Raw genomic sequence first — 11,560 nt, 5'->3', positions numbered from 1 at the left:
ACGAATCAGAGACCGAACGGCGAGCAGCACTACCCGCCTGGATGCACTTCTACAATCATCACAGGCGCCACTCCGCCATCGGAGCCCCACCCATCAGCAGGCTCAACAACCTGCCTGGACATCACAGTTAGGACGGGTCAGACCGTCTTGCGGAGGGTGTAACCCCGAGGCGTGACGACGAAGCCCGCCTCCTGCAACGCGAGTGCGAGTTCCGTGCCGTACACGCCCTCGCCGTTCACCTTCTCGATCGTGAGCGTCTCGAGGCGTCGGGTCTTCGCCGTGGCGGCGAGATCGGATGCCGCGGCGCGCAGGATCTCGCCGTCGTCGGTGAACGAGAGCACGGTCCGCCCGCCGCGCTCGAGGTAGAGCACGAGGGAACCGTCGACGAGCACGACCAGCCCGCCGGCCTTGCGTCCCGGACGATGCGAGACGCCCTCGCGCCGAGGCCACCCGAGCGCCGCGCCGTAGGGGTTCGCAGGATCCGTCGCTGCCAGCGTGACGGCGGTGCGCGGGGGTGGATCCGCGAGGTTCGCGAAGGTACGCAGCCGATCCACGGTCGCGGATGCCGCGAACTGCGCGGCGCCGAGCTTCTCGATCACGTAGCCGCGGCGGCAGTGACCCGCCTCCTCGAAACCGGCGAGCACCCGATACGCCTGCGCGAAGCCGCCGGGCACGCCCTCTGACTGCACGGAACCACGGGTCACGACACCGTAGCGGTCGAGCAGCAGCCCGGCCGTGACGGTCGCTCGCCGCGCGGCATCCGTCTCGCCCGTCGGCAGCAGCGACCAGCGGCCCCCGAGCGATGTCGGGCGAGGAGCGGGGCGAGCGAAGGAGACGCCGCGATAGGCACGGGCGCGAGGCGCCCGCCGGGTGACCTTGTGCGCCTGGGAGCCGCCGGCGAGCAGCAAGCGGATCGGCGCGAACGTGTCGTTCGTCACCCGCCCCGTCCAGGCGAGATTCCAGAGCGCGTCGAGCACGGACTGCTCGCTCTCCGCGCCGGTCATGTCCTTCAGCTGCGCGGCGAAGTACGCGCCACCCACCTGCAGCGATGCGAGGACCTGAGCTTCGAGCGAACCTTCGGCGATCTCGGCGTCGAGGTCGGGCAGGGTGAACGGCGCGAGATCGGCAGGATGCAGCGACACCCAGCCGTCGCGACCGGGGAGAGTGCCGTTGCCTGCCCAGACGACCTCTCCGGACGAGGTGAGCTCGTCGAGCATGGAGGGGGAGTAGTCGCGTACGCGAGAGGGCAGTACCAGCGATTCCCATGCACTCGCGGGGATCGGTACACCCGCGAACTGCTCGATCACGGTGAGCGCGCCGTCGAGTCCTTCGAGCGGACGCGAGAGATGCTGCCAGTCGGGGAGGAACCGGGCATACGCCTCGGGGGAGACCGGCTCGACGCTGCCGCGGATCGCGGCGAGCGAGCGCATGCGCAGCCGCCGCAGCACCTCGGTGTCGCACCACTCGAGGTCGTCGCCGGTGCCGGCGGCGGTCGGCAGGAAGTACCCGCTCGTCACCCGCCCGGCACACGCTGCAGCGGCTGGAGAACGCCGGGCGACGGCGGCGCCGATGCCGAACCGCGTGGCGACGGCATCCGTCGTGAACGGGCCGTGCGTGCGCGCATGGCGCGCGACGAGATCGCCGAGCGGATCGGCGACCGGTTCGAGGAACGCCACCGGGATGCCCGTCGGCAGCGCCGCGCCCAGGGCGTCGCGCAGGCGCCCGGCGTCTTCGATCACGGCGACGCGCGCGGCTCCGGCGATCGTCACCGGAATCGCGCGTCGGGCCGTGATCAACGCGTCGAGGTGGGCGGGGGCATCCGACGGCTCCTCCAGACGCGCGGCGACCTCGTCGACGTCGAGCGGGCCGAGCATGCGCAGCAGATCGGCGACGCCCTCGAGGCCGCGGACGTGCCGCGCGGGATCCAGACGCTGCGCCTCACGCTCGAACTGCGCGAGCACGTCGGGGTCGAGCAGCTCTCGCAGCTCGACCGTGCCGAGCAGCTCGCCCAGCAGGGCGGGGTCGACCGACAGCGCGGCGGCCCGGCGTTCGGCGAGCGGCGAGTCGCCCTCGTACATGAACGCCCCGACGTACCCGAAGAGCAGATCCCGGGCGTAGGGGGACGGCTGCGCCGGCTGCGTCTCGACGAGCCGGATGCGCCGGTCGGCGATCGCGGTGGCGAGCTTGCGCAGCGACGGCAGGTCGTAGACGTCCTGCAGTACCTCGCGCAGCGTCTCGAGGATGACCGGGAAGGTCGGATGCCGCCGCGCGACCTCGAGCAACTGCGCCGATCTCTGCCGCTGCTGCCAGAGCGGTGAGCGGCGGTTGGGGTTGGTGCGGGGCATGAGCAGCGCCCGCGCGGCGCACTCGCGGAAGCGCGAGGCGAACAGTGCCGACCCGCCGACCTCTTCGGTGACCAGGTGCTCGAGCTCGTCGGGATCGAACACGAACAGCTCGGCTCCCGGTGGTTCGGTGTCGGCATCCGGGATGCGCACGATGATGCCGTCGTCGCTCGCGACGGCCGAGCCCTCGACCCCGAGACGCTCGCGGACACGAGCGTTGATGGCGAGCGCCCAGGGGGCGTGCACCTTCATGCCGTAAGGGGAATGCAGGATCACCCGCCAGTCGCCGACCTCGTCGTGGCCGCGCTCGACCGTCAGCGTGCGGTCGGTCGGCAGTGTGCCGGTCGCCTCGCGCTGCTCGGTGAGGTGAGCCATGAGGTTGGCCCTGGCCTGTTCGTCGAGCCCGGCCTCGATCAGCCGCTGCGCCGCCTTCTCAGGGGCCGCCGACGAGACCTCGCGAGAGAACGCGCCGAGCGCCTCGCCGAGTTCATAGGGCCGGCCGATTCCGTCGCCGTGCCAGAACGGCACCTTTCCCGGTTGCCCGTATGCCGGGATGACGTTCACTCGGTCGTGGGTGATCTCGGCGATGCGCCAGCTCGTCGTACCGAGCGTGAACACGTCGCCGACGCGGGACTCGTAGACCATCTCCTCGTCGAGCTCGCCGACCCTGGCCCCGGTCGTCTCACCGGCGACGAATACACCGAACAGCCCACGGTCGGGGATCGTGCCGCCGCTCGTGACGGCGATGCGCTGCGCTCCGGAACGCCCGGTGAGCGTGCCAGCGTCGCGGTCCCACACGAGCCGCGGTCGCAGTTCGGCGAACTCGTCGGAGGGGAAGCGTCCGGCGAGCAGGTCGAGCGTCGCCTCGTAGGCGGAGCGCGGAAGGGCCTGGAACGGCGCGGATCGCCGTACCGTCTCGAACCACTCCTCGACGCTGATCTCGCCCAGTGCGCTCGCCGCGACCGTCTGCTGCGCGAGGATGTCGAGCGGGTTGCGGGGGACCTGGATCGCTTCGATCTTGCCCGCCAGCATCCGCTCGGTGACGATCGCGGTGTGCAGCACGTCTCCGCGGTGCTTGGGGAAGAGGGCGGCCCTGCTGATCTCACCGACCTGATGCCCCGCACGGCCGACGCGCTGCAGGCCCGACGCCGCGGACGGCGGCGCCTCGACCTGGATCACGAGGTCGACGGCGCCCATGTCGATGCCCAGCTCGAGGCTGCTCGTGGCGACGACGCAGCGCAGGACGCCGGACTTGAGCTCCTCTTCGACCTGGGCCCGCTGCTCCTTCGACACCGAGCCGTGGTGAGCCTTCGCGAGGACCGGGTCGGCTCCGGCGGTCGTTCCGGCCTGCGCCATCATCGCCGCCGGCACCGTCGCCTCCGGGATCGCGAGCCCGTTCCGCTCGGAGTAGATCTCGTTCAGCCGGCCGGTGAGGCGCTCGGCCAGTCGACGCGAGTTCGCGAACACGATCGTGGAGTTGTTCTCGAGGATTCGGTCGACGATCGCCTCCTCCACGTGGGGCCAGACCGACCCCGTGACCTCGCTGTATTCGGCGGGTTCACCGTCGATGGGGGCGGTGACCCCGGGCGGAGGCGGCGGATTGGTCATGTCGTCCATGGGGACGACGACGCCAAGCTCGAACGTCTTCGACGCGGGCGGGGCGACGATCTCGACGGGAGCCGCGCCGCCGAGGAACCGCGCGACCTCATCGATCGGACGCACGGTGGCGGAGAGGCCGATCCGCTGCGCGGGGGTCTCGGTGCCGTTCTGCGCCCGCAGCGCGTCGAGCCGCTCGAGGCTCACTGCAAGGTGTGCTCCGCGCTTGGTGGCCGCGACCGCATGCACCTCATCGATGATCACGGTGTGCACGTCGCGCAGCGTCTGGCCCGCGCGGCTCGTGAGCATCAGATACAGCGACTCGGGCGTCGTGATGAGGATGTCAGGGGGATCGGCGACCAGCTTGCGCCGATCGCTCGAGGTGGTGTCGCCCGAACGAACGCCCACCGTGACCGACGGCGCCGGCATCCCGAGGCGCTTGGCCGACTGGCCGATGCCGATCAGAGGCGAACGCAGGTTGCGCTCGACGTCGACACCGAGCGCCTTCAACGGCGAGATGTACAGGATGCGGGTGCGGGAAGCATCCGTCTCCTGTTTCTTCTTTCTCGGACCCGGCTGTTCCGGGAGCGCCGCTCGCTCTCGGAACACGCTGTCGATCGCCCAGAGGAAGGCCGAGAGCGTCTTTCCGGAGCCGGTCGGGGCGACCACGAGTGCGTGGCGCCCGGCGGAGATCGCGTTCCACGCCCCTGCCTGTGCGGGAGTGGGCGCGCTGAACGCACCCCGGAACCAGTCCTGCGTAGCCGGGGTGAAGCGATCGAGGACGTCACCCATCCCTCCATCTTCGCCGAGGCCACCGACATCGGCGCGGAATCCCAGGAGCAGCCTGGATGAGGCTCGCGGCACCCCGCGAGTCTCACGCCCTGCGCACCGTTGCGCCCGTGCCGGGCCATCCGCCCGGAGAGAAGCCGGAGAGATGAAAGCACTGCAGTACCGCGAGATCGGAAGCCGTCCCGAACTGGTGGAGGTGCCCAAGCCCGTTCCCGGGCCGGGCGAGATCCTGCTCAGAGTGACCGCCGCCGGGGCCTGCCACTCGGACGAGTTCATCATGGGAACCAGCGCCGAGGACTACTACTTCAAGCCGCTGCCGCTGACGCTCGGGCATGAGGTCGCCGGCGTCGTCGACGAGCTCGGCGCCGGAGTCACCGACCTCGAGGTCGGCGAGAGCGTCATCGTCTACGGCCCCTGGGGCTGCGGACGCTGCTACGCCTGCGCGAGCGGCGAGGAGCAGAACTGCGAGAAGGGCATGCGCGCTCCCGGCATCTACAGCGACGGCGGCATGGCCGAGTACATGCTGGTCGACGACGCCCGCCACCTGGTGCCGATCGGCGACCTCGACCCCGTCGCGAACGTCTCGCTCACGGATGCCGCGCTCACCCCGTACCGTGCGATCAAGTCGGCCCTGCCGCATCTCACCCCCGGCACGACCGCCGTGGTGATCGGCTCCGGCGGACTCGGTCACGTCGCCATCCAGCTGCTGAAGGCGCTGACGCAGACCACCGTCGTCGTGCTCGACGTCGCTGAGGACCGGCTCGCCTTCGCGAAGGAGGTGGGCGCCGACGAGGCTTTCCTGTCGAACCCCGACGCGATCCCCGCCGTCAAGGCGATCACTCGCGAACTCGGAGCGGATGCCGTGTTCGACTTCGTCGGCATCCAGCCCACCGCCGACCTCGCCGCGGGCATGATCCGCGTCGGCGGTCAGATCGTCGTCGTCGGCGTCGCGACCGGTGCCGTGCCGATCGGCCAGACGACCGTGCCGCTCGATGTGAACGGCCGCGCGATCAACTGGGGATCCCGCACCGAGCTCATGGAGGTCGTCGAGCTCGCCAAGCGCGGTGCGATCTCTATCCACGTCGAGCAGTACTCGTTGGATCAGGCCCCCGAGGCGTACGAGAACCTGCACGCGGGCAGGGTCCGCGGGCGCGCGGTGATCGTCCCCGGAGCCTGAGCCCGCGCGGACCGCGGCGCTGCCCGCCGCGGTCCGCGCACCGGAGTAGCCTCGTCACCGGCGACCGCACCGATGCGACGGAGGCATGATGCACACCACGAACTACCGCGACACCTTCATCGAGGTCGCCGAGGACTGCCCGGCGGAGCACGGCGTCGAACCGCCGCTGACCGAGAACCCGACGATCGCAACGCTGCACTACCGCCTCATCGCCGAGCATCCGTACTCGCGCACCTCCGACGACGTGATCTTCGAGACCTGGGCGCAGCGCAACGGCGTCGCCGTAGACGACGAGGCCGCGCGTGCTCGACTGTTCGCGAAGGGGCAGGCCTGTCTGCGCTCCTCACCGCTCGGCAAGCGCTACGGCTGGGGACTCCACCATGACGCCGACGGCCGTGTGGCGCTGGTCCCGCGCGAATCCGACGAGTACGCCGCGCTCGCCGCGGATCCGACGCTCTCGCACACCCGGGCGATGCGCAGCAGGCGAGCCTGATCTCGAGGTCTGTGACACTTCGACGGGTGCCGGACATCACCGGGTATGAGCGAGAACGACGAGTCCGATATCTGGCGAAGAGCCTGCTTCGAGGACGGTTCCGCGTTCTCGGAACTCTTCCGGCGTCACCGCGACAGCGTGTATCGCCGGGCGGCCGCCCTCGTGGATCGGCGGCATGACGCCGAAGACGCGACGGCCATCGCCTTCTTCGAGCTCTGGCGGCGTCGCCGGTCGGTGACGCTCGTCGACGGCTCGGTGCTGCCCTGGCTGCTCGTCGCTGTCGCGAACACGGCGCGGAATCAGCGTCGCAGCGGGCTGCGCTATCGTCGCCTGCTCGCCGCGATGCCCCGAGAGGACGAGGCTCCGGATGCCGAGCAGGAGGCGGTGTCCGCGATCGAGGCCGAAGTGCTCGGCATCCGCCTCCGAGAGGCTCTCGCCCAACTCGATGCGAAGGATGCCGCTCTTCTCACCCTCACCGCCGTAGACGGCCTGAGCGTCGCCGATGCGGCGCCGTTGCTCGGGCTGCGGCCCGGTGCAGCGCGCACGCGCCTGATGCGCGCACGTCGCCGCCTGCAGACCGATCTCGGGACGGGATCGCCCCATGTCGCCTGGTTCCTCACCGAAGGAGAGACCGCATGAACACCACCATGGACCACACGTTCGCCGAAGCCGTCGAGCGCGAGCTCGCCGCGATCGGGACGAGCCGCAGCCGACTGCGGCGGCAGCAGAGGCGCACCCGCACGGTGACGATCACCGTCGGATCGTTCGCGCTCGCCGGTGCGCTGACCGGCGCGGCGGTGGTCGTCGGTGCTCTGCCCGGTACGACGACCGTCACGGCGTTCGAGGCGACGGTCGCCGGCAGCTACACGGGAACCGCCGAGATCGAGCTCGGGCCGGTGCCGGAGGGAGCGGATCGGGTCATCCTCGACATCACCTGCAGCGAGGGTGGGCGGATCGAGGTGCTGACGCGTTCGGGGCAGGGTGGCGGCGCGTCGGCCGTCACGTGGGACTGCTCCGATCCGGTGCGCGCGGACCCTTCCACACACATCTCCGACGGGCTCCTCCCCGCGGAGGGAGACACCTCGATCACGGTCACGGCCGACCCGGGGACCCCGTGGAGCGTGGTTGCACGATACGGCAGCTCGGAGACCTCGGAGTGGGGAGTGAACGCCCGCGGCGAGACCTACGGCGTGCCGAACGACGACGGTGTCCCCGATCTCATCGCGGCGCAGGCGACGAACGGCGAGATCGGGTACATCCGCGACAGCGAGAGCTGGGCGATCGAGGGCTGCATCGACGTCTACGAGTCGGACGGCACGACGGTGATCGGACTGTTCCCGAACGGCGCCGCCGACGGGGAGTGCGATCCGGTGGAGTGACCAGTGCGGCGGGGAGGGAGAGGATCTCTCCCTCCCCGCCGTCACACTTCCGTCAGATCCCCGTCCGCACCGATCTCGAGCGTGAGGTCGAGATCGAGCCGTTCGAGGAACGCATCGTCGTGGCTGACGACGAGCACCGCGCCACGGTAGGCGCGCAGCGCCTCGACGAGCTGATCGACCGTGTCGAGGTCGAGGTTGTTCGTCGGCTCGTCGAGCACGACCAGCTGCGGTGCCGGTTCCGAGAGCAGCAGCGTCGCCAGTGCCACCCGGAATCGCTCACCGCCCGACAGCGCGCTCACCGGGCGCTCGGTCGTCGCTCCGCGGATGAGGAATCGCGCCAGGCGGTTGCGCAGCTCCTTCTCTGGCACCTGCGGCGCGGCATCCGCCACGTTCTCGAACACCGTGCGGGCGTCGTCGAGTCCGTCGACGCGCTGCGGAAGGTATCCGATGCGGTCGGTGTGGGCCTCGGCGACGAGCTCCGGGCGTTCAGAACTCCGGAGATCCGTGCCCGAATCCCCGGATTCCGTGCGAGAACCGGCATCCGTGGTGAAATCTCCGGAGTTCTGCGAGTCGGGTGCGACCGCCGACGCGACGATCCGCTCGAGCAGGGTGGTCTTGCCCACGCCGTTGCGGCCGATCAGCGCGACGCGTTCAGGGCCCTGCACGACCCACGAGTGCTCAGCGGTGCCGACCGTCGCGATCCGGCGGCTGCGCGAGACATCCGGATCGGGAAGCTCGATCTTCATCGAGGCGTCCGAGCGGATGCGCAGACCGGCCTCGTCGAGCGAGGCGCGTGCGGCGTCCTCCTTCGCGCCGACCTCGGAGCGCAGCCTGCCCGCCGATACCTCGGCGGCCATCTTCCGGCCGTGCGCGATGATCTTCGGCACGCGCTTCTCGAGCTCGGCCTTCCTCGCCGTGCGAGCACGGTGCGCGAGCTTGACCTCCGCCTCGATGCGCTGGCGCTTCTCCTTACGGAGCTCCTGCTTGGCCGTGGCCTCGGCCTGTCGCGCGGCGTCCTGCTCGGCATCCAGCCAGGCGCGCCACTCCGAGTACGGACCGCCGAACACGCTCAGCGTCCGTCCGTAGAGCTCGGCGGTGTCGTCCATCAGTTCCAGCAGCGAGACGTCGTGGCTCACGACGACCAGCGTGCCCTTCCATGACGACACCATGGCGGCGAGCTTCGCCCGCGCATCACGGTCGAGGTTGTTGGTCGGTTCGTCGAGCAGAGTGATCGGTGCGCGACGCAGACGGATGCCGGCGATCGCGACGAGCACCGCCTCACCGCCCGAGAGCTCCCCGACCCGACGATCGAGGAAGTCGGGGGAGAGCCCGGCCTCGGCGAGGGATGCTTCGGCGCGGGCCTCGATGTCCCAGTCGTCACCGACCGCATCGAAGTGCGCCGGGTCGACGTCGCCCGCGCCGATCGCGCGGACCGCGTCGAGAGGTGCGGCCACACCGAGCAGCTCGGCGACGCGTCGCTCGACGTCGAGGGTGAGCTGCTGCGGCAGATAGGCGACATCGCCGGACGCGGTGATCGTCCCCGATGTGGGAGCGAGCTCGCCGGCGATCAGTCGCAGCAGCGTGGACTTCCCTGCGCCGTTGCGTCCGACCAGGCCCGTGCGGCCGTTGCCGAACGAGCCGGAGAGGGAGTCGAGCGCGGTCTGCCCGTCGGGCCAGACGAGGCCGACCCGATCGAGGACGACGGATGAGTGTGAGGAAGGTGTGGACATGGGGGCTCCTGTCGAGTGCGAGAGTGCACTGACACCGAGGCGGTCCGTTCTCGACGCCGGGTACGGCGGAGCGGACGGAACCGGGGTTCCTGAGCCTGAGGAAGGATCGTCGGGTCAGCGCGCGGAAAGAGAGGCGCGGAGGCGACGATTCAGATCAAAGAACTTCCAGACACGGCGGACAGGACTCGACGACCATACCCAGGCGCGTCCGGAGTCCGCAACCCCGGGCGTGTCGCGAGATCAGCCTGAGGGCGGATGCGGCGGCGCGCGCCTGCTCGTAGGGTCGAGGTATGGCAGAGCAGAACCCGAACCCCGCAGAGATGCTGCAGCGGGTCGGCATGGGAGCAGGACTCGCGGTCGGCATGGGCGTCGGAGTGGCGCTGGGGGTGTCGATCGACAACATCGTGCTCGGCGTCGTCATCGGAGTGGCGATCGGCGCCGGAGTGATGATGGCGTTCATCGCGGCGGGCAACAGGCTCCGGCGGCAGCAGATCCGTCAGCTCCGCGAGCGGGAGCAGCAGGGGCCCGATGCGCGAGACGAGGAGAAGCGGGACTGATCAGCTCTCGATCCAGGTCTCGAGGAAGCGGCGCACGTCGATGAGCTCGTCCTCGGAGATGCTGTGGGTGAGCCCGGGGTAGACGCGACCGGTGAGCGTCGAGTGCCCCGGCAGCCACTCGGTGGTGTGCTGCACGAGGTGCGCGCCGATGATGTCGTCGTGCGTGCCGCGACCCCAGAACACCGGCGGTCGGGACTGGGCCAGCTGTGCATCGAGGGGGAGATCGCCGGTACTCGCGTATCCGCTCAGCGCGACCACGGCGCCCACGAGGTCAGGGGAGATGCGCAGCGCCTGCAGTGACACCGCCGCGCCCTGTGAGAAGCCGAGCAGCGCCACGGAGGGTGCGTGAGCGGCCAGGGGCTCGAGCCAGCGCACGAGGGCTTCGGCGGCGGCCGTGACGTGCGAGGGGTCGCGCCCGTCGAGTCCGTCGATCGGATACCAGGATCGGCCGGGGAGCGGCCACGGCGGCGTGAGCGGTGCCGCGACGGATGCCACGGCGAAGGCATCCGGAAGGAAGCGCACGAGTCCGAAGAGGTCGTCCTCGTCGGACCCGTACCCGTGCAGCAGAACGAGCAGAGGCTTGCCAGTTCTGTCGTCGGTGGACCATCTCGTCGCGGCGTCGTCGATCTCCATCACGTCCTTCATCCTGCCAGCGGCCGGTGACATCCCTCTCGGCCGGGCTGGCGTGGCCGAGTGCGGCGACGGGGCGCGGATCCCGCGCGCGGCTGGTAGAAATGACCCATGGCCGTCCGCACACCCGATCCCGATCCGGAACCCGAAGACTCCGGTCTCGGCTCGTTCGGCGAGCCGGCATCCGCGTCGGGGGCCAACCCCGGCTGGCTCACGGAGTTCGAACTCGAAGAGGCGCGGCGCAGATTGCCGATGCTGTACGTCGAGGCGATCCCCGTGCGCACCGACGGCGCGGGCCAGGTCATCGAGATCGGCATCCTGCTGCGCTCCACGCCGCTCGGCGAGATCACCCGCACGATCGTGTCGGGGCGAGTCCGCTTCGGCGAGACGATCCGCGACGCGCTCTTCCGGCACGTCGAGAACGACCTCGGCCCGATGGCCTTCCCCCTGCTGCCGCTGCAGCCGCTGCCGTTCACGGTGGCCGAGTACTTCCCGATCCCCGGGGTGAGCGCATACCATGACGACCGCCAGCACGCGGTCTCGCTGGCCTATGTGGTGCCGGTGACCGGCACGTGCGAACCCCGCCAGGATGCTCTCGAAGTCACCTGGTTCACGCCGGAGGCCGCGGCCTCCGATGCGGTCGCCGCCGAGATGGAGGGCGGCCGCGGCACGCTCATCCGTCAGGCTCTCGCGAGCCTCGGCCTGCTGCGCTGACACCCGGCGCCCCGCGGCGCTCGGCATCCGTCCCGCGCCCCCGCGCCTAGCCGTGTGAAAAGTCGGAGCTTCCGCGCGACACGCCGTGCCGCAGCACGGCGTGTCGCGGCGAGGCTCCGACTTTTTGCACCGCGACGCCCCCCGCGCCGCACC

General features: G+C 70.4%; 9 protein-coding genes and 1 pseudogene. 7 read left to right on the top strand and 3 right to left on the bottom strand.

Features of this window, described 5'->3' with window-relative positions:
- A pseudogene (locus ACI3KS_RS19270) lies at positions 1–131 on the top strand (IS481 family transposase); the annotation flags it as partial.
- A 6-nt stretch (positions 132–137) separates the two neighbouring features.
- Here ACI3KS_RS19270 and ACI3KS_RS19265 read toward each other — a convergent pair.
- Complete coding sequence (locus ACI3KS_RS19265) at positions 138–4,730, bottom strand: ATP-dependent helicase (RefSeq protein ID WP_404920155.1); 4,593 nt, start codon at positions 4,728–4,730, stop codon at positions 138–140.
- Positions 4,731–4,872: 142 nt separating this feature from the next.
- Between ACI3KS_RS19265 and ACI3KS_RS19260 the strand changes: the two genes are divergently transcribed.
- The 4 genes from ACI3KS_RS19260 to ACI3KS_RS19245 all read left to right on the top strand — a co-directional run bounded on the left by ACI3KS_RS19260 (position 4,873) and on the right by ACI3KS_RS19245 (position 7,776).
- Complete coding sequence (locus ACI3KS_RS19260) at positions 4,873–5,904, top strand: NAD(P)-dependent alcohol dehydrogenase (protein WP_404920154.1); 1,032 nt, start codon at positions 4,873–4,875, stop codon at positions 5,902–5,904.
- 85 nt (positions 5,905–5,989) lie between these two features.
- Positions 5,990–6,397 carry a DUF6157 family protein gene (locus tag ACI3KS_RS19255; RefSeq protein ID WP_404920153.1) on the top strand — a complete coding sequence of 136 codons (408 nt, stop codon included), beginning with the start codon at positions 5,990–5,992 and terminating at the stop codon, positions 6,395–6,397.
- Positions 6,398–6,442: 45 nt separating this feature from the next.
- Positions 6,443–7,036 carry an RNA polymerase sigma factor gene (locus ACI3KS_RS19250; protein ID WP_404920152.1) on the top strand — a complete coding sequence of 198 codons (594 nt, stop codon included), beginning with the start codon at positions 6,443–6,445 and terminating at the stop codon, positions 7,034–7,036.
- On the top strand, positions 7,033–7,776 hold the full coding sequence (locus ACI3KS_RS19245) for a hypothetical protein (protein ID WP_404920151.1): 744 nt from the start codon (positions 7,033–7,035) through the stop codon (positions 7,774–7,776). Before ACI3KS_RS19250 ends, ACI3KS_RS19245 begins: the two co-directional genes overlap by 4 nt.
- A gap of 41 nt (positions 7,777–7,817) precedes the next feature.
- Here the strand turns inward: ACI3KS_RS19245 and ACI3KS_RS19240 are convergent, their stop codons facing one another.
- Positions 7,818–9,506 (bottom strand): ABC-F family ATP-binding cassette domain-containing protein, encoded by a 1,689-nt coding sequence (locus tag ACI3KS_RS19240; protein ID WP_404920150.1) that lies wholly within the window; start codon positions 9,504–9,506, stop codon positions 7,818–7,820.
- 290 nt (positions 9,507–9,796) lie between these two features.
- Here ACI3KS_RS19240 and ACI3KS_RS19235 point away from each other — a divergent pair, with 290 nt between their 5' ends.
- Positions 9,797–10,063, top strand: coding sequence for a hypothetical protein (locus ACI3KS_RS19235; protein WP_404920149.1), 267 nt, complete (start codon positions 9,797–9,799; stop codon positions 10,061–10,063).
- Here ACI3KS_RS19235 and ACI3KS_RS19230 read toward each other — a convergent pair whose 3' ends face one another.
- Positions 10,064–10,696: an alpha/beta hydrolase gene (locus tag ACI3KS_RS19230; protein ID WP_404920156.1), complete on the bottom strand. Its 633-nt coding sequence runs from the start codon at positions 10,694–10,696 to the stop codon at positions 10,064–10,066.
- Positions 10,697–10,804: 108 nt separating this feature from the next.
- Between ACI3KS_RS19230 and ACI3KS_RS19225 the strand changes: the two genes are divergently transcribed.
- Positions 10,805–11,407 carry a DUF4916 domain-containing protein gene (locus tag ACI3KS_RS19225; protein WP_404920148.1) on the top strand — a complete coding sequence of 201 codons (603 nt, stop codon included), beginning with the start codon at positions 10,805–10,807 and terminating at the stop codon, positions 11,405–11,407.
- Positions 11,408–11,560: the final 153 nt, after the last annotated feature.

The organism is Microbacterium sp. ZW T5_45, from assembly GCF_044987415.1.
Classification (GTDB): Bacteria; Actinomycetota; Actinomycetes; order Actinomycetales; family Microbacteriaceae; genus Microbacterium.
Note: the sequence above shows the minus strand (reverse complement) of the source record. Positions and strands in the feature narration are given on the sequence as shown.

What these genes read in the sequence shown, in the direction of transcription:
- ACI3KS_RS19265 (WP_404920155.1), bottom strand. Translation starts at nt 4,730, where the DNA reads ATGGGTGACGTCCTCGATCGCTTCACCCCGGCTACGCAGGACTGGTTC.
- ACI3KS_RS19235 (WP_404920149.1), top strand. Translation starts at nt 9,797, where the DNA reads ATGGCAGAGCAGAACCCGAACCCCGCAGAGATGCTGCAGCGGGTCGGC.
- ACI3KS_RS19245 (WP_404920151.1), top strand. Translation starts at nt 7,033, where the DNA reads ATGAACACCACCATGGACCACACGTTCGCCGAAGCCGTCGAGCGCGAG.
- ACI3KS_RS19225 (WP_404920148.1), top strand. Translation starts at nt 10,805, where the DNA reads ATGGCCGTCCGCACACCCGATCCCGATCCGGAACCCGAAGACTCCGGT.
- ACI3KS_RS19250 (WP_404920152.1), top strand. Translation starts at nt 6,443, where the DNA reads ATGAGCGAGAACGACGAGTCCGATATCTGGCGAAGAGCCTGCTTCGAG.
- ACI3KS_RS19230 (WP_404920156.1), bottom strand. Translation starts at nt 10,696, where the DNA reads ATGGAGATCGACGACGCCGCGACGAGATGGTCCACCGACGACAGAACT.
- ACI3KS_RS19255 (WP_404920153.1), top strand. Translation starts at nt 5,990, where the DNA reads ATGATGCACACCACGAACTACCGCGACACCTTCATCGAGGTCGCCGAG.
- ACI3KS_RS19260 (WP_404920154.1), top strand. Translation starts at nt 4,873, where the DNA reads ATGAAAGCACTGCAGTACCGCGAGATCGGAAGCCGTCCCGAACTGGTG.
- ACI3KS_RS19240 (WP_404920150.1), bottom strand. Translation starts at nt 9,506, where the DNA reads ATGTCCACACCTTCCTCACACTCATCCGTCGTCCTCGATCGGGTCGGC.